The sequence below is a fragment of the Sodaliphilus sp. genome (assembly GCF_045598405.1).
Taxonomy (GTDB): Bacteria; Bacteroidota; Bacteroidia; order Bacteroidales; family Muribaculaceae; genus Sodaliphilus; species Sodaliphilus limicaballi.
Map to the genome: position 1 here is coordinate 1 of NZ_JAZLLZ010000062.1, position 18,813 is coordinate 18,813.

8 protein-coding genes and 1 pseudogene are annotated in these 18,813 nt (G+C 52.0%); 3 read left to right on the forward strand and 6 right to left on the reverse strand.

Annotation, left to right across the window (positions count from 1 at the left end):
- Positions 1–434: 434 nt before the first annotated feature.
- Positions 435–1,463, forward strand: a complete 1,029-nt coding sequence (gene gap, locus ACKI3C_RS05510) for a type I glyceraldehyde-3-phosphate dehydrogenase (RefSeq protein ID WP_407402871.1) — start codon at positions 435–437, stop codon at positions 1,461–1,463.
- Between the two features lie 108 nt (positions 1,464–1,571).
- Here the strand turns inward: gap and ACKI3C_RS05515 are convergent.
- Positions 1,572–1,700 (reverse strand): annotated as a pseudogene (locus ACKI3C_RS05515) (hypothetical protein); the annotation flags it as partial.
- 283 nt (positions 1,701–1,983) lie between these two features.
- Between ACKI3C_RS05515 and ACKI3C_RS05520 the strand changes: the two are divergent.
- A complete protein-coding gene (locus tag ACKI3C_RS05520; protein ID WP_407402873.1) occupies positions 1,984–2,706 on the forward strand; it encodes a hypothetical protein in 723 nt (240 codons plus the stop codon).
- A 667-nt stretch (positions 2,707–3,373) separates the two neighbouring features.
- On the opposite strand, the gene ACKI3C_RS05525 is transcribed toward ACKI3C_RS05520, so the two are convergent.
- On the reverse strand, positions 3,374–4,354 hold the full coding sequence (locus tag ACKI3C_RS05525) for a family 43 glycosylhydrolase (protein WP_407402875.1): 981 nt from the start codon (positions 4,352–4,354) through the stop codon (positions 3,374–3,376).
- Between the two features lie 37 nt (positions 4,355–4,391).
- Entirely contained in the window at positions 4,392–4,820 is a 429-nt protein-coding gene (locus ACKI3C_RS05530) for a DUF805 domain-containing protein (RefSeq protein WP_407402877.1), read from the reverse strand.
- 422 nt (positions 4,821–5,242) lie between these two features.
- On the opposite strand from ACKI3C_RS05530, the gene argS reads away from it, so the two are divergent.
- Positions 5,243–7,027 carry an arginine--tRNA ligase gene (argS, locus tag ACKI3C_RS05535; RefSeq protein ID WP_407402879.1) on the forward strand — a complete coding sequence of 595 codons (1,785 nt, stop codon included), beginning with the start codon at positions 5,243–5,245 and terminating at the stop codon, positions 7,025–7,027.
- Positions 7,028–7,398: 371 nt separating this feature from the next.
- On the opposite strand, the gene ACKI3C_RS05540 is transcribed toward argS, so the two are convergent.
- From ACKI3C_RS05540 to ACKI3C_RS05550, 3 genes are all read right to left on the reverse strand, one after another.
- Positions 7,399–9,423: a M13 family metallopeptidase gene (locus ACKI3C_RS05540; RefSeq protein ID WP_407402881.1), complete on the reverse strand. Its 2,025-nt coding sequence runs from the start codon at positions 9,421–9,423 to the stop codon at positions 7,399–7,401.
- Between the two features lie 129 nt (positions 9,424–9,552).
- Positions 9,553–11,268, reverse strand: a complete 1,716-nt coding sequence (locus ACKI3C_RS05545; RefSeq protein ID WP_407402883.1) for an MATE family efflux transporter — start codon at positions 11,266–11,268, stop codon at positions 9,553–9,555.
- A gap of 9 nt (positions 11,269–11,277) precedes the next feature.
- Entirely contained in the window at positions 11,278–18,513 is a 7,236-nt protein-coding gene (locus ACKI3C_RS05550) for an amino acid adenylation domain-containing protein (protein ID WP_407402885.1), read from the reverse strand.
- Between the last annotated feature and the right edge of the window lie 300 nt (positions 18,514–18,813).

Consider the following 18,813-nt stretch of genomic DNA (forward strand, 5'->3'; position numbering starts at 1 on the left):
GAGTCTCTCAACTCAAAAATGAAGGGATTCCGCTCTGAGCTAAGAGGCGTGCGTGACTTACCCTTCTATCTCTACCGTTGCACTCTGATATTTGGGTAATCAGTGCTGTGGATTGCCACGGAAAATATCTACTGAGCCGAAATTATTCTAATTATTTTAATTTCTTTCAGTTATTATTAAATCTGTGTTATCAGTGAGATCCGCGCGGGGAAATTACCCAAAATACCATTGCTGAATAGTTACCCAAAAGGGCGCGAAAGTTTAAAATATCTTAATTAAGGAAATTTTTCCATTATTTTTCCGTTAATATAATTGTATAAGAAAAAAAATGAGTAAATTTGCATTGTATTAGGTTCACGACAGTGCTAATGCAAAACTTACAGAAAATACAATTTACTTTTTATATAACAAATAAAAAAAACAAACAAAGAAAAATGGTAAAAGTAGCAATTAACGGTTTCGGTCGCATCGGCCGTCTCGCATTCCGTCAGATGTTTGAGGCTGAGGGTTATGAGGTAGTAGCAATCAATGACCTTACTTCTCCCAAGATGCTCGCTCACCTTCTCAAGTATGACACAGCTCAGGGTGGCTTCGCTGGTAAGTTCGGCGAGGGCAAGCACACTGTTGAGGCTGGTGAGGATTTCATCGTTGTTGACGGCAAGAAGATCACTATCTACGCAAAGCCCAACGCTGCTGAGCTTCCTTGGGGCGAGCTCGACGTAGATGTAGTTCTCGAGTGCACCGGTTTCTACACTTCTAAAGAGAAGGCTTCAGCTCACCTTACAGCTGGCGCTAAGAAGGTTGTCATCTCTGCTCCCGCAGGCAACGACCTCCCCACTATCGTTTTCAACGTTAACCACAACGTTCTCACAGCTGAGGATAAGGTTATCAGCGCTGCATCTTGCACCACTAACTGCCTCGCTCCCATGGCTGCTGCTCTCAACGCTTATGCTCCCATCCAGAGCGGTATCATGTCAACAATCCACGCTTACACTGGCGACCAGATGATCCTTGACGGTCCTCAGCGCAAGGGTGACCTCCGCCGTTCACGCGCAGGTGCTTGCAACATCGTTCCCAACTCAACAGGTGCTGCTAAGGCTATCGGTCTCGTAATTCCCGAGCTCAACGGCAAGCTCATCGGTTCAGCTCAGCGCGTTCCCACTCCCACTGGTTCAACTACTATCCTTATCGCTGTTGTTAAGGGTGCTGACGTAACTGTAGAGGGCATCAACGCTGCTATGAAGGCTGCTGCTAACGAGTCTTTCGGTTACACCGAGGATCAGATCGTTTCTAGCGACATCATCGGCATGAAGTTCGGTTCACTCTTCGACGCTACTCAGACTATGGTTAGCAAGGTTGCTGACGATACTTTCCAGGTACAGGTTGTTTCTTGGTACGACAACGAGAACTCTTACACTTCTCAGATGGTTCGCACTATCAAGCACTTCGCTGAGGTTAAGTAATTTCAACGACCGCAATAACATTGCATCATAAAAAAATCGCTCCTGTAAGATTGCGGGGGCGATTTTTTATATAGGGGGTTATCGATTACCGGTCACGTTGATGCCTCATTATTTCTTTGAGCAGTATTGCTTATCGACGGGGAAGCCTTGCTTTGACGCCATGTCATACCACTTGGTGGCTTCGGTCATGTCCTTTGCCACGCCTTCGCCCTCGCGGTAGCAGTCGCCCAGGCGTGCCTGTGACGCTGCGTCGCCCTGCTCAACTGTTTCCTGCGATTGCTAGCCCGACGCATTCTGCTGCTCGTTGCCGCAGCTCGCTGCCATGAGAGCAATCACGCCGGCTGCCATGATAAATGCTAGTTTCTTCATAATGAAAATGTTTTAATGGTGAATATCACTATCAAATTTCGCAAAAATTCTTCACACTTGCAAGCGAAATTCAAGTTCGGTGCTAAAAAATGTTGCAAAATTTGGCAGGGTGGAGAATTGGTGCTAATTTTACCGAAAAAAAGAAAACATGATGAAAAAATCAATACTTGCAGTGCTTCTTGGGGCCGTTGTGGCGCTGTGTGCGTCGGCACAAGACAAGAGCGACGAGAGCGCCTTGGTGCTAGGCATCCAGGGCGGTGTGGGATATGCAGCAACGACCGGTTCGCTGCACAACACCCTCAAGGGATGCGCGCAGTTCACTGCCGGCATCACTGCCGACTACAAGCGTTTCCGCCTCAAGGCCGACTTTGACTACGGTCAGCCCGGATTCAAGAACGAAAACCCTTATAACATAAAGGAGGAACACGGTTTCGACGGCCAGATAGTGGGCAACAACAACGCCACACGCACAGGACTCTCCGTGCAGCTGGGCTACAAAGTGTTCTCGTCAGGCCGCATCTCGGTAACCCCGGCAGCAGGCGTTTATTACACCCGTCTTTCCTATACGCTCAACGACATCAAGTGGAAGCAAGACGAGAACGAGGTGTGGCTGTTCAACATCACCGATTCCCACGACAAGCATCTGGGCAAGACCACATGGATAGCCAGCGTGGACGTTGACTTCAAGCTCTATGAGCGCAACACCCTGGAGCCATTCTTCCTCAACCAGCGCTACTCTCGCCTATCGACCGGCCTGCGCGTAACTCCCTGGCTGGCAGGCGGCAAAATCACCGAGTTCGACCCCTCGGTGAACGGGCTGTATGTGGGCGCCACAGTGCGCATCACCGGCGCCATGCAGTCGCTAGGCTTTTAAATAGCAGTGTCCGGTTAAAATCACGAGAGTTGTTCTAACTTTCCCAAACACTGCCAGTTACAAAACTTTGGTATAACTGGGGCTTGGTATAGAACAAAAAAAAGAAAATGATTTTTTTAGTTTATATGGCTCACGCCAAAAACCGTGCTCAAGGGAGTGAGTAGCGGAAAGTGGGCAAAGCCCGTGCCGCGACCAGCGAACCTCCCTTAAAATGGAGGACTCTGTCCTGAAAATGATAACACACTATCTGTGAGGTAATTCCATTTTGCTTGCAGAGCAAGCTATTTTCTAAGCGAAGCATAAAATCAGAATAAAAATATTTTCTATTTTTTACCGGACAACAGTAACTATTCAGCAATGGTATTTTGGGTAATTTCCCCGCGCGGATCTCACTGATCTCACTGATAACACAGATTTAATAATAACTGAAAGAAATTAAAATAATTAGAATAATTTCTTATTCAGTTAAATCAGAGCAATCTGTTGTAACTATACTACAATAGATTTTTATCCGCGCGGGGAGTTCCATTGGTGAATAGTTACCGGACAACAATAGTTTTTAAATTTGCCACAAGTTTTAATCCCCGCCACGAAGACACCTCTTCATGGCGGGGATTTACTATATCGCGTCATCGGCGGGATGACGACAACGCCTCAACGCAGACGATTAGCGGTGTTGCGACACGAGGCGAATGGTGCCGTCGGGGTTGTAGTAGAGCTTATCGACTGCCACCGAGCGGTACTCGTTCTTGTGGCTCAAGTCGCTGGTGTGGTAGAACAGGAACCACTCGCCCTTATACTCCACAATGCTGCCGTGGGTCATGGCACAGCTGTTGGCAGCCAGAATCATGCCCTTGTATTCCCAGGGTCCCATGGGCGAGTCGCTCATGGCGTAATGCATGCGGTTAGCGCCGTCGAAGTTGTCGGCATAGCTCAAGTAGTACTTGCCGTTGCGCTTGTGCACCCATGCTCCCTCGTGGAAGTCCTTGAGGCCTTCAACCTTCTTTAACGGCTCGGCAAGTTCAATCATGTTATCCTTCATGCGCGCCATGCACAGGTTACTGCCACCACCGTAATAGAGATAGGGAGTTCCGTCATCGTCAATGAACACACAAGGGTCGATCATGTCCCAACCACCCACATAGCCGTCGGGGGCCTTCATAGGCTCGTCCAGCACCTTGAAATCGCGGTCGGGATAGTCGCTCACTGCCACACCCACCTTCCACGACGGAGCCACATTGCTCTCGCTGGGGTGAGGGAAGTAGAAGTAGTATTTGCCGTTCTTGTAGGCAGCATCGGGAGCCCACATGAAGCCGCCCTCAGGACGCCCCCACTTCACCATGTCGGCGTTCACAATCTCGCCATGATCCACCCAGTTGACCATATCGTCGGTCGAGAACACGTGGTACTTGTCCATGAGGTCGCAGCCGCGTGCCGGGAAGATGTCATGCGAGGGATAGAGATACAAGCGGCCGTCTTTCCACACGTGGGCCGAGGGGTCGGCGGTGTACATGTGGGTGATGATGGGGTTAGCGCCCAGCTGTATGGGCTGTTGTTTTTGCTTCTTGGGCTGTGCCGCAAGACACGTAGCCGACACCAGTGCCATGGCACACAGGCCAAGCGAAGTCTTGATAAGTTGATTTTTCATTTGGATTGCAATATTAAGTAGTTTTTAGATGTCATTGTTATTCGCCCTTGGGATTGCCGCCATACTCATTCTCGCCAGACTCGCCGTCGCCAAAGAACATGACGAAGATGTAGAAAGGTATTATCTGGTACCATCCCGAGTTACCTCGGTCGTGGCAACGCTTTGCGCCCTGGGCCCATTGCACATAAAGCAGCGGAAGCAGTGCGATGTAAACCAATAAGGTTGCCGAGGATTCATCAAGCCCGTAGATTCCTGAAATTATTCCTACCACAAAACCCACAACCAGGCTAAGGGCATAAATTGCAATATAGGTCAACCCATACTCAAGTCGCCTGATGCGACCTTTGAATGAGAAAATGTTAGAGAACATCTTTTGCTTCTCGGGTTCGAATGGAGGAGGCGTGGGCTGTGCGCCGCTGGGGTCCTGCTGATAGTAACCCTCTTGGTAATAATCTTGATTTGCCATAATACTTTAATTCCGCAGCACTTTTGTTAACAATTTTTATAATATCCTGAGCAACAAAAAGTTGCCCAGGATTTTGTCATGTCGGTGATTTCACTTAATTTAGTGCGGCAAATAAAACCAAACGAACCACCAACACGACATCGATATGGCAAAGTTACAAATAAAATCTGACAATCTCACTCCTTTCGGCGGCATTTTTTATGTCCTTGACATGTTTGACAAACATCTGGGCTGGCTGATCGACCATAAGCCCCCACACTATTTTCCTCAAAATCGCCTCGACATAATTAATAGAACCCATCTAAATAAGTTTTTTAGATGTTTCAGAGATTGACTTTCGTGAAATTTTCACTACCTTTGCAGTGTAGTTTATTTTGCACGCGTGTGCGCACTAGTGAAGTAACACGAAAATTATTAGATTTATGTCAATAGATACAATTCTCTCGCAAGCTACCGCTCAGGCGGTTAAGGCTCTTTACGGCGTTGATTTTCCCGCCGATAAGATTGTCCCCCAAACTACCCGCAAGGAGTTTGAGGGCAACCTCACTATCGTTGTTTTCCCCTTCCTCAAGGCTTCGCGCAAGGCTCCTGTGGTTACCGCCCAGGAGATAGGCGAATGGCTGGTTGCCAACTGTGACGCGGTTGAAAAATTCAATGCGGTGCAGGGCTTCCTCAACATCACCATACGCCCCACCTTCTGGACTGGCGTGCTCAACAACATCGCTTCCGACCCCAACTTTGGCTTCGTGCCCGTGACCGAGAACAGCCCGCTGGTGATGATTGAATACTCATCGCCCAACACCAATAAACCCCTTCACCTGGGTCACGTGCGCAACAACCTGCTGGGTTACAGTCTCTCGCGCATCATGGAGGCTTGCGGCAACAAGGTGGTGAAGACCAACATCGTGAACGACCGTGGCATCCACATCTGCAAGTCAATGCTTGCATGGCTCAAGTGGGGCGAGGGCGTCACTCCCGAGAAAGCGGGCAAGAAGGGCGACCACCTCATCGGCGATTTCTACGTGGCATTTGACAAGCACTACAAGGCCGAACTCAAAGAACTCATGGCAAGCGGCATGACCGAGGAAGAGGCCGAGAAGAATTCTGCCCTCATGGCCGAGGCACGAGCTATGCTCAAGAAGTGGGAAGAGGGCGACAAGGAAGTGCGCGACCTGTGGGCAACGATGAACGAGTGGGTATATGCCGGATTTGACGAGACCTACAAGCGCATGGGTGTGGGCTTCGACAAGATATATTACGAGAGCAACACCTATCTTGAGGGTAAGGAAAAGGTGGAAGAAGGTCTCGAAAAGGGCATTTTCTACCGCAAAGAGGACAACAGTGTGTGGGCCGACCTCACTGGCGACGGACTCGACCACAAGCTCTTGCTGCGCAGCGACGGCACATCAGTGTATATGACCCAGGACATAGGTACCGCAAAGCTCCGCTACCAGGACTATCCCATCGACCAGATGATATATGTGGTGGGCAATGAGCAGAACTACCACTTCCAGGTGCTCTCGCTGCTGCTCGACAAGCTGGGCTTCAAGTGGGGCAAGGACTTGATCCACTTCTCATATGGCATGGTTGAGCTGCCCAACGGCAAGATGAAGTCTCGCGAAGGCACCGTGGTTGACGCCGACGAGCTCATGGACGAGATGATAGCCACAGCACGCAAGATGAGCAGCGAGCCCGGCCGCCTGCAAGGCGTGCCCGACGATGAGCGCGAGAACGTGTTCCGCATCATCGGTCTGGGCGCACTCAAGTATTTCATCCTCAAGGTTGACCCGCGCAAGAACATGCTGTTCAACCCGCAGGAGAGCATCGACTTCAACGGCAACACAGGTCCTTTCATCCAGTACACCTATGCCCGCATCCAGTCGCTGCTGCGCAAGGCCGAGGAAGACTTCAACGCTGCCAATGTGAGTGCAGTTGAGCCAGGCGAGAAAGAGACATCGCTCATCCAGCGCCTCAATAACTTTGCAGGCACAGTGCTTGACGCCGGACGCAACTACAGCCCCGCCATCATTGCCAACTACACATTTGACCTGGCCAAGGAGTTCAACCAGTTCTACCACGACTGTAGCATCCTCAAGGAAGAAGACGCCACCGTGCGTGCCTTCCGCCTCAAGCTCTCGGCAACCGTGGGCGCAACCATCAAGCGCGCCGTGTCACTGCTGGGCATGGAAGTCCCCGAGCGCATGTAAAACGACATACAAACATCCCCTGACAAAAAATCCCGAGGTTCTCATCCCCCGGGATTTTTTGTAGTTCATTGGAGCTTCCCAAAAAGAAGAACTCCTTAAAACGACACGGCCACCCCACCGGCACTAGTCTCACTCCTTTAGGTGGGGGTGTATGTGCCCAAAGCAAGCTTTGTGCGTGTTGGCTTTCAGCCTCTCAATGTTAATATATTTTCAAGTAAAAAATCCGTGAGATTAGTGAGATCCGTGCGGGGGAGTCCTCAAAAAAGTTATTGGAGAATAATTACAATAAATGTAAGCCTCCTTAAATATTACAACTGAGGCTTCAACCTCATTCGGTCGAAGCCCCAGTTTTGTGATTTTGTTATCATCGGTTACCAGATGATGGCGCGGTCGTCGGGGGTGCGGTACATCTTGTCGCCCTCCTTGATGTTGAATGCCTTGAAGAACTCGTCGATGTTGCGCAGTGTCACGTTGACGCGGTTGCGGCCTATTGAGTGGGGGTCGCTCTTGGTCTGCTGGAAGATGGCCTCGTCGGTCATATTGTCGGCCCAGATGCGTCCATAGCTCAAGAAGAAGCGTTGTGCGGGTGTGAAGCCGTCAATCTCCTTGCCGTCGGTGAACTGCTGTGTCTTGCAGAATGCGTCAAACGAGATGGTGATACCACCCTGATCGGCGATGTTCTCACCCAGTGTGAGGTGACCGTTGGCGTGCTGATCCTTAACGACGATTACCTCGTCGAACTGTGCTGCGAGCTTCTCGGCTGCAGCCTTGAACTGCTCGGCATCCTTCTCGCTCCACCAGTCGCGCATGTTGCCTTCGTTGTCGAAGTTGCGTCCCTGGTCGTCAAATCCGTGGGTCATCTCGTGGCCGATTACCACACCGATTGCACCATAGTTGGTGGCATCGTCGGCATTAGCATCGAAGAAGGGAGCCTGGAGGATAGCAGCGGGGAAGCAAATCTCGTTGGTGGTGGGGTTGTAGTAAGCATTGACAGTTTGAGGAGTCATTCCCCATTCGTCCTTATCGACGGGCTTGCCCCACTTGTCGAGGTTGCGCTTGGTCTCATAGATTGACGCAGCCTTGATATTGTCGAAGAGGGTTGCCTTGGGGTCAACGGTGAGGCCGCTGTAGTCGCGCCACTTGTCGGGGTAGCCAATCTTCACGGTGAATGCATTGAGCTTGACGAGGGCGTTCACCTTGGTGCTGTCGCTCATCCATGTGAGGCTAGCGATGTGAGCGGCGAGCGACTTGCGCAGATTGCTGATGAGCTTGAGCATTTTCTCCTTGCTGTCGCCAGCAAAGTACTTGTTCACATAGAGTTCGCCCACGGCCTCGCCCAGCAATCCGTTGGGCACACCTAGTGCACGTTTCCAGCGAGCCTTGCGCTCCTGCTGTCCGCTCAGTGTGCGACCGAAGAAGTCGAAAGCGGTTTCGCCTATTTCGTCGCTCATGTAGCCAGTAGCGCTCTTGATGATGAGTCCGCTCATGTAGTCCTTCATCTGTTGCTCGGTGAGGTTAGTCATCAGGTCGTTGGCCACAGCCATCACCTTGGGCTGCTCGAGGATAACCCAGTCCATGTCTTTCACGCCCATGAGGGTGAAGTACTGGCGCCAGTTGATGGCGGGATAGTCGGCCTGGAGCTGGTCCACGGTGCGGATGTTGTAGAGCTTGGTGTAGTCGCGTGCTTCGGCGCGGCTCATCTTAGCCTCGGCAAACTTATACTCGATGTCGTAGATGGTCTTGGCAGCGCGCTGTGCGTCTTTCTTCTTGTAACCACACAGCATGAAAATCTTCACCAGGTAGTCCTTGTAAGCAGCCTGTATTTTCTTGCTATCTGCGTCGGTGTTGAGGTAGTAGTCACGGTCGGGCAGTCCGCTTGTGCCGCCGCTCATCCACATGGCGTTGTAGTCGCTGTTCTTGAGGTCGGTCTCCACGCCGATGCCGAAGAAAGGATTGGCAACAGCTAGATGCTGCTTGGCGATGAAAGCAGTGAGGTCGGCTTTTTTGAATGCAGCCACTTCGGCTAGGTCAGCCATGATGGGAGTGGCGCCCTCGCGGTTGAGGCGAGTGCTGTCCATAGCCATCTTGTAAAGGTCGCTCACCTTCTGTCCCACAGTGCCGGGTGCATGCTCGGTCTTGGCCAGGTCAAGGAACAGGTCGCGCAACTGTTGGCGGTTCTTCTCGGCCAGGTCGTCAAAGACGCCGTAGCTCGAATACTCCGGTTTGAGGGGGTTGGCCTTCATCCAGCCGCCACCTGCATACTCATAGAAATCTTCACCAGGAGATACCGACAGGTTCATGTCGGCGCGGTTCACACCCGCAACGGGTGTCTGGGCGTTAGCCTGTGATGCCATTGCCATAGTTGCAATAGCAAAAATTGTTTTAATCGTTTTCATTGTTATAATTGTATTGATAATAATTCTTTCATAATTCAGTCTATATCACTTAGACGCATTTTAGGTAAAAGAACTACGAGTTTAATAACAAAAAATGCATCTCAGTTGTCACACCAGGGCGAGCTTTGTTCATTTCTTGATAGTGATTGTCACGACATTCTGATTAAAAATGGTGTCATAACTTATGTCAGTTGCCAGTCCTCTCACTATTTGCAGACCTAAGCCAGTTTCTTTGTCATACTCCACCGGGTTGAACAGCTTGCCATCGTCGCACAGCGTGATGTTGATGCTGTCGTCGCTGTGTGTTGCCCTCACATCTATCGAGTGGGCGTGACCGTGGTCAATGATGTTTTTCGCCAGTTCCTCGGTACACAGCACCGCATTCATCGCCGATTTGTCGCCCAGGCGAGTCCCACGCATGAAACTCGTCAACTCGCCCAGCATCTTGTGCAGCGCATCATAATCAGTCGCCACCGACACGTCGTAGGTCACGCTTTCATCACTCTGCTTAATCAAGAATATGGGTGTGAGGCTGCGGTTGCGCCGTTGCTCACGCACCACCAGCGGCAATAGGGTAAGGACGGTGAAAGCCTGCCCCAGGAAGAAGCCCCACCATGGGCTCACGGGTCCGCCAGCAACAGCCAGCAGTCCAAATCCCACAGCGGGGAATATCGACTGGCCAGTTGACAAATACACGGCAAATCGGGGCTGGTCGTGAATTTGGTATATCGAAATAAACTGATAGAACAAGCTCTGCATCACGATGTGAAGCGAGTAGAGAGGTAATGCTTGCAGTGCCATCTGCATTTGCGACTCGGTGTTCACGCCGAAGAAGCTCGCAATTTGCGTGGGAACAAGGCAAATCGCAAGAGTATAAATCGTGAGACAGATAAACAGGAACGTATAGGCTTGTCGTAGCAAGATTAACATTCCCTTGCCATCGCGGGCTCCCTTGAGGATAGCACTCATGGGCTGTAGCGTGTTGAGGGTTCCCGACAGGAAAATCATTGAAAAACTAAACAACTGGGTACACACTGCCAGCACCACCACGCCAGCATCACCCATATAGATTGATGCGATGCGCACGCCTGCCGCCAGTTGCACTGCAATGAGCGATGTAGCCACAAACTCGGGCAAACCGTTCTTTAACAGCATTTTCACAATTCCTATGACTTTGCTGGGCATGGCAACACTCAGCGTGCCTTTCTTCAAGAAATGTGTTGAGAGAATCACAACATTAAGCACATTCATCGTTACGGTTGCTGCCGCCGCACCAGCGACTCCTACGTTAAATACCTTGATGAGCACAATGTTGAGCACAAGGTTTACAATGTTACCCACAACAACCGAAATCGTCACAAGACGGGGACGGCCGTCCACAGTGACCATGCACTGTAGCATGTAGGACAGCAAGTAGAACGGTGACCCCAGCAGGATAAAGTTGGCATACTCGCCGGCAAATGGTCGCAACGTGGCTGACGGGCACAAGAACGATAGTATCTGGTCGTAGAACGAGAATGCCCCGATCACAAACACCACTCCCAGTGCTGCAACGCATGCCAGTGTCACCGTGAAGATGCTATTGGCCTTGTCACGCTCGCCATTGCCTATTGCCACACCCACCATCATCGTTCCGCCCACGACAAAGAGCACCGAGAACGAATATAATGCCTGAATGAGTGGTTGGATAACACTCACACCTGCCAGTGCTCCTGCACTGACCAGGCGTCCCACAACGGCTGCATCTACAAGCACTGCAACCTGCTCGGCTGCTACCGAGAGCACCGATGCCATCAGGAATGACCTGAATGCCTTTCCTATGAGATATGAATTTCTATTCGACATAATAATTTATTAACGTTGATAATCGTCATCAAAGAAGCCTAAACTCTGTATTGCTGCAAGGAACTGCTCCATGTAGTCCCATGTGGTGAACGACCAGCGGAAGCCCAGGCGGAACAGAGTTTGAGTAGTATAGACATCATTCTCGCCATTGAATGCCACATACTTGTCGCTGTCACTGTTATAGGCAAGCATACTCTGCAAGATGCCAGCCTTGACAGGATCTTGGATAGCCTCTTGCAGGCGAGCGTTAAATACATCGCTCTCAACCATATCAACATGAATGCCTATGTTTCTCAAGCACTCAATCACATTGCCGAATATCTGGCGATGTGAGTTCACTACCTGATAGACACAGCACTCGTCGGGAGTCTCGCTGAGCAGTGATATCGCCTTAGCCACCTCGTCGATGGGTGAGAATTCCATGTCATCGGTCAGGCTGTCATAACTGATGCAGCCCAGAGTCTGGAAACACTTCAGCTGTCCCATGAACGAGTTGCTGTGGAAGTTGATTTGGAACTCACCATCGCTGCTGCGCGATGACAAGTTACCCATGCGCATGATCTTGGCACGCAAGCCACGGTTAATCATAGCGTCCAGCACATTGCGCTCGGCAATAAACTTGGCATGGATATACTGGTTGTCAAGCGTCTGTCCCCAGTACAACTGATTCTCGGTGATGAGGTGGCCGTCAACGGGGCGGTCGCTCACCAGCGAGCCGGCAACCGATGTTGTTGAGGTGTGTACCAGGCGTGCGCCAGTCTTCAAGCAGAAGTCGATGCATGTGTTGCAACCACCTATGTTGATGTCTTCAATATCGGTTCCAGCCGAGAAGTGCTTCACATTAGCGGCACAGTTGAATACTGTCTCAATTCCCTTATCGAGGAGGCAGTCAAATGTCTCGGGGCGAGTGACATCGCCGTCAACAACCACAAGCTTGGTACCGAACAAATCTTCATGAGCGTTGGCAAAGTAGTAGAACATCTGCGTGCGCAGGCGGCTCTCGGCTGTCAGGTGCTTATTACCGCGCACCAGACAGTAAACAGTGGGCACATCGTCGCGTTGCAGCAGTTCGTTCACCAGGTGAATGCCCAGATAGCCTGTGGCTCCGGTCACGAGCGCCACGCCTATCGGGTTGCGCTTGCCATGGCGCAGGGCATCCATAGTGTTGCCTGCAAGCAACTTGTTGATTGCGGTGTAGTCGTAGTCAACAACCTCGTGGTCAACGTTGGCGTCGGCCTCGGCACTCTCGGTCACGTCCTTGCCTGTGAGGTAGGCCTGCATCTCGCGTGCCGACGGGTTGTCGAATATGTTCTTGTAAACAATCTCATAGCCTGCCTTGACAGCTGCCACAATCACGCGCATAGCGACGATTGATGTACCGCCTATCTCAAAGAAGCTGTCGGTTGCACCCACACGCTCAATGCCCAGAATCTCGGCAAATGTGTTGCAGAAGAATGTCTCGATTTCGCCAACGGGCTCTACATACTCGCGGGCAGCCACCTGGGGCTCGGGCAACGCCTTGGTGTTGACCTTGCCGTTAGGAGTGAGCGGCATTGCGTCGAGCTGCATGTAGGCTGTGGGCACCATATACTCGGTGAGCTGGCTTGCAAGGTATTCCTTGAGGGCATCGGCATCAATCTCGCGGTCAGCGCTATAGTAAGCACATAAGTGCTGCACGCCGCCTATGGTCTTGACCTGCACGCTCACCATCAGCACGCCTTCATAGCCTGCGATGAGAGTCTCAATCTCGCCAAGCTCAATGCGGAAGCCGCGCAGCTTCACCTGCGAGTCGATGCGGCCAGTATATTCGATGTCGCCGTCGGCATTATACTTCACAAGGTCGCCTGTGTGGTAGATCTTGCTATCCACAAATCGTGCCGGGCTGAACTTCTCGGCAGTGAGGTCCTCGCGTTTCCAGTAGCCGCGTGCCATCTGGGGACCTGCCATGCACAGCTCACCGCTGATGCCGTTGGGCACCAGGTGGCCATACTGGTCAACGACGTAGGCTGCAAGGTTGTGCAGCGGACGACCGATGGGGATGTTCTTGTATTCCTTGCCAGGCTCGGTCTCAAACCATGTGGCATCGACAGTGAACTCGGTGGGACCGTAGGTGTTGATGAGGCGGCAGTTGCACATGGGGTTGGCCGACATCTTCTCACCGCCCACTACCAGGTAATCGACGGGCAGGTCGGGATACTGCTGCAGCAGCATTGTACCCAGCTGGGTTGTGTAGCAACCGCCAGTGATGCCGTTGCTCAGGATAAACTGGTGCAGCTGCTCCATGTCCTTGCGGGCATCTTGAGGCACGATATAGAGCGTGCCTCCCACGATGAGCACGGGATAAAGGTCCTCGATACTGGCGTCGAACGATACGCTCGAGTGACAGCAGATGCGGCTCTGGGCTGTGTGGTGCCACTCCTGGGCGATGAAGTTCACGAAATTCATCTTGGCTGAGTGAGGAATCATAACGCCCTTGGGCTTACCGGTTGAGCCCGATGTGTAAATCATATATGCGATGCCGTCGGGAGTTGCGAGGTTGATGGGGGCGTCGTTGCTCCAGTCCACCTTGAGCAGTTCTTCCTCGGTGACAACCACCTTGGCCTCGCTGTCTTCCTGCATGTATTGCTTGCGATCCTCGGGATATTCGGGGTCAACAGGCACATAGGCGGCACCCGCCTTCTCGATACCGATGGCAGCCACGATGAAGTCGGAGCAGCCCAGCATCGAGACGCACACAAATTCACCCTTGCTCACGCCCTGCGACATCAGGTAGTGTGCCACAGCGTTACTTCTGCGGTTCACCTGGTCGTAGGTATAGGTTGCCTCGGGGCTTACTACACACACACTGTCGGGGTGCAGGGTTGCCTGCTCGATAAACACGTCCACGAATGTCTTGCTCAGGTCCACCTCCATCTTCTTGCCCTGAGAGCCGGCGATGATTGCCTGTGTTGCGTCGGCATCAAGCATGCCTGCCTGGGCAATGCAATTCACGTTGAGCGCGTTCATGGCAAGGGAGCGTAGCATCTGAGCCAACATCACGATATCCTCGTGTGAGTATTTGGTGTCGTCATAGTCAACTGTGATTTCATATTCGCCACTGGGAGCATCATTGATGTTCAGGTCGATGGGGAACTTCACTGTGTCAAGCTTCAGGTCAAACGAATCGCCTAACGACGGACCTGTGCTGCCGTCCTCGAAGAGTCCTGCCTGGTAAGCATAGCATATGAGGGCCTCAACACCATGGCGCTCGACCATGCGGGTGAACGGATAGAAGTCACGTTCCTGTGCGTCAAAGAACTGTTCCTGCATCTCGCGCACGGCGTCCACGACGGTGAGTTTGGTGTCGGGAGTCTTGGGGTTGACGGTTGTGACGATGGGGAGTGTCTTGACAAACATACCGAAGATGTCCTGCATGCGATAGTCGGCACGACCGTTGTTGATGGTGGTAATCATCACATTCTCCTCACGGCTCACGCGGTGCAGCACCTGCATGAGCATGGTCAGGAAGTAGTTGCTGGGAGTGACACCATGCTGGCGGCAGTAGTCGTCGATGGGCTTGCGTGCAACAGGCACTCTCACGGTCTCGTTCTCGCCTGGGGTGATTGTACCCACAGTATGGGGATAGGTGAGCGCATCGATGCCCGAGAGCAGGCGGTCGAAATGCGCCTCGGCCTCGGTCCACTCGCTTGAGTGAGCCAGTTTCTCTTCCTCAACCGCGCGGTCAAATGCTGTATATTCTTCTTTGTTCAGAGTCTCGCCAGCAAGTGCACGTTTCAATTCCTGCTGCATGATTGACCACGAAACACCGTCCATGATGATGTGGTGAGTGTCAACCATGAGGTAAACCTCGTCCTGCCATGTATAGATGTTGAAGCGGAACAGCGGTTCGTCAAAGAGGTTGAACGGCTTGACTTGTTGCTGGAAGAACTGTGCGTCGGGCTGGACGTCCAGTGCCTCTACTGCTATTTTCGGCTCATGAACGAAGGGGCGTTGCACCACCTCGCCGTCAACCATGGCAAGGCGTGTGAACATGTATTCGTGGGCACCCGCAATCTTGACGAGTGCTTCACGCAACTGCTCAACACTCACGCCAGGCATGCGCTGTGCTGCTGGCATGTTGTATTGGGTGGTGTCGCGGTTCATTTCCCAGTCGATATATACACCGCGCTGGTTGCCGGTGAGCGGATAATACTCGGTCGAAGCAGCGGCTGTCTCAACGGGAGCATCAATCTCCTCGGGTGCGATAATCTTTTCAATGTCCTGTATAGTAGCACCCGAAACAAGTTTGCGGGTAGATACCTTGGCTCCCAGTTCCTTTTGAATCTGGAACGACAGTTTCATTGCGAGCAGTGACGACAGACCCAACTGTGAGAGCGGCATGTCAACGCTCACGTTGTCGGCACTGAGCACTTGGCTCACAATCTGTGCCAACTGTTTCTGCACCTCGGTGGTGGGGGCATGGTATTCGCCCTCAACCTCCACCTTATACTCGGCAATGGGAAGTTTCTTCTTGTCAACCTTTTGGTTGACGTTCAGTGGTATGGCGTCAATCTGCATTGTTACCGCGGGTACCATGTAGGGCGGCTTCTGCGACTGGATGAACTCGTTGAGCGCTTGTATGTTCACCTTGTCGTCGCTCACTACGTAGGCAGCGATGTACTTGCCACCGCCCTCAAGGTCAAACGCCTGGACTGTGGCATCCTTGATGCCTTCAAACTCGCGTATCACGGTCTCGACTTCCTTGAGCTCAACCCTGAAGCCGCGTATCTTTACCTGTCCGTCCTTGCGACCCACGAACTCGACCATTCCGTTCTCGCGGTAGCGCACGATGTCGCCGGTGCGATAAGACTTATCGCCGAAGACTCCGAACACCTCGGCAGTCTTGTCGGGGCGGTTGAGGTAGCCGCGCGATACCTGCGGACCGTGGATAATCAGTTCGCCTGCTGCACCCACGGGCAGTCGCTTGCCGTGCTTGTTGACGATGGTACAAGGTGCAGTGTCGTTGCTGGGACCCAGTGGAATGTTGGGTTCTTTTTCCTTAATGGCCGTGATGGTTACATAAACCGTACACTCGGTGGGGCCATAGAGGTTGTGCATGGTGTAGGTCACTGGCGGCTCGATGCTTGCCATCTTCTCGCCACCCATCGACACGTGCTTGAGGGTCTTGTGGCGGGGATATGCGGTTACAAATTGCTGGCCCACCTGGGTGGTGAAGAACGAGATGGTCACTTCCTTCTCGGCAAGATAGTCGTTGATAGCCTCCAGGTCAAGGCGTATGTCCTCGGGGATAATCACCATTGCTGCACCTGTGGTGAGGGCAGGGTAGGTGTCCATCATGTTGGCGTCGAAGCCGAATGATGCGTAGGCACTCACCTTGTCTTGGGGAGTAAGATTATTGTAACGGCGGTAGAAGTCGCTGAATGTCACGATATTGCCCTGCTCGAGTATAACGCCCTTGGGCACACCGGTAGAGCCCGATGTGTAGAGGATGTTCATCGCTGACTGGGGAGTGAGCGTGCACTGCGGAGCAGCGGCTGCCGGCAGCGAGTCGATCTCGTCGGTGTAAAGCACCTCGCCCTCATATTCGGTGAGCACAGGGCGCAAGTGGCGGTCGGCAATCAGCATCTGGGCATCGGCATCCTTAATCATGAAGTTGAGGCGCTCCTGCGGATAGCTGGGGTCAAGGGGCTGATAGGCAGCATTGGCCTTCTGTACCGCGAGGGGCAGCATGGGCATCAGCTCGCTGCGTTCAATCAGGATGCTCACCACCGGCAGGTCCACGCCATTGCTGGTGCGGCCGTTCAAGGTCTTGCTCACATGGGCAGCGATTATATCAGTCTTTTCGTTAAGTTCCTTATAGGTTATCTTCTTGTCTTTGAAGACGACTGCGATGTTGTCGGGATATTGGCCCGCGGTTTCCTTGAACAAAGAAACAACAGTGGCGGTCTTTGAGATTTCGCCAGGCATGGGGCGGTTGAAGCTGTCGAGTTGAGCGATGTGCTCGTCATCAACGAGGTCGATGTCGGCGAGGTTTTCCTTAACCATCATCTCGTTCAGCACCTTGCCGTATGACTTCACAAACTGCTCGACAAACTGTGCCGAGAACATGCCGTCGTTATACTCAACCTTGCACTTATAGTTGCTACCCACCTGAATCAGCTGGATAATGAAGTCCAGACCCGGAGCATGGGGCATCAGGTCGTCCGAAGCCTGACGGCGTCCTTCGATGGTGAGGGGAAAATCATGGAGTGTGCCCTGGAAGACGAAGCTTGTGCGGGGTGCAAAGCCCATCTCGTTGTTGCAGTCGGCAAGCGAGAACAGCGTGTTGCTACGAGTTCCGGCAATCTGTTTGTCGGTCTGCTCGATGAGTTCTGCTACAGTGGGTGTCTTGCGGTAGTCGTGCGACACGGGGAAGGTCTTTACCATCATTGTCAGTGCGTGGCGGGTAGCCTTGTCGGCACGGCCATGATAGGCAGTAGTGTAAAGCACCTCGTCGCTGGCGGTATAGTTGGCAAGCGTGTAGCCAAATGCGGCAGTAAACGGAATGCTAGCCTTGACACCGTGCTTTTCGCTGAATGCCTTGACGACGGCATCGGTGGTATCGATGTCGATATCGGTAATCACCCATTTACCGTCCTCTTTGCCATATACATCGGGCAGGGGGAACGAGTCCAGTTCGGCCATTGCACCGAATTCCTGCTCGTGCCATTGCTTGGCCACCTGGAAAGCGTCGGTCTTGCGGGCCTCTTCTTCCTCAAGGGCAATGGTGAAACCGTCCTTGCCCTGAGGTGTCAGCACCTCGCCAGCGTATGCCCGGTTCAGGTCTTCGTTAAACGCTACGCCCGACATGCCGTCAAAGATGATGTGGTGGAAACTCATGAAGAAATGAGCCTCATTGCCCACTTTGTAGATAACAAAACGATAGAGGCGGTCGTTGAGCAAGTCATACTTGCGGCTCAACTCGCCCTTCACTGCTTCAAGGCTATCAACCTCGAGCATCTCAACGCACGCAGGCTCATCGCTGTGGTCCTCAAATCTCACTTCGCCACCATCAACCTGCACAAGGCGTGACTTGACGTAAGGGTGGCTATTTATCACTGCCTCAAGGGCTATTTTAAAACGCTCAATATCAACACTCGCATCAAGATGATACAGCATGTCAATATTGTAGTAAGCATTACCAGTCGCAGCTGTGTCGGCAAGGAAAATGCCCAGCTGGGTTTGAGTCAATGGATATGTATTCATAATCATTATATGGGCTTTAAATATCAAATACAAAGTTAATATTTTTTTTTATACAACACAACAATACTCTGTTAATTTATTCAACTTTTGCAAGTTGCTAACTTGCTCAATTTGAAAGGTTATTGTTTATTGGTTATAGGTTATAGAAATATTATCTATCTCAACTTTAGCATTTGATAATAAATATTGCTAATTTGTTGTCCGGCAGGACAATACCTAAATAACCCCCACCGCCGAACGAAGTGGCGGTGGGGGAAGAAATGCAACACGCACTGCGTCCAGCAGGACGCTAATCGGAGC

Excerpts from the sequence above, each read along its gene's own strand:
- argS (WP_407402879.1), top strand. The coding sequence starts at position 5,243 with ATGTCAATAGATACAATTCTCTCGCAAGCTACCGCTCAGGCGGTTAAG.
- gap (WP_407402871.1), top strand. The coding sequence starts at position 435 with ATGGTAAAAGTAGCAATTAACGGTTTCGGTCGCATCGGCCGTCTCGCA.
- ACKI3C_RS05545 (WP_407402883.1), bottom strand. The coding sequence starts at position 11,268 with ATGTCGAATAGAAATTCATATCTCATAGGAAAGGCATTCAGGTCATTC.
- ACKI3C_RS05540 (WP_407402881.1), bottom strand. The coding sequence starts at position 9,423 with ATGAAAACGATTAAAACAATTTTTGCTATTGCAACTATGGCAATGGCA.
- ACKI3C_RS05530 (WP_407402877.1), bottom strand. The coding sequence starts at position 4,820 with ATGGCAAATCAAGATTATTACCAAGAGGGTTACTATCAGCAGGACCCC.
- ACKI3C_RS05525 (WP_407402875.1), bottom strand. The coding sequence starts at position 4,354 with ATGAAAAATCAACTTATCAAGACTTCGCTTGGCCTGTGTGCCATGGCA.
- ACKI3C_RS05550 (WP_407402885.1), bottom strand. The coding sequence starts at position 18,513 with ATGAATACATATCCATTGACTCAAACCCAGCTGGGCATTTTCCTTGCC.
- ACKI3C_RS05520 (WP_407402873.1), top strand. The coding sequence starts at position 1,984 with ATGAAAAAATCAATACTTGCAGTGCTTCTTGGGGCCGTTGTGGCGCTG.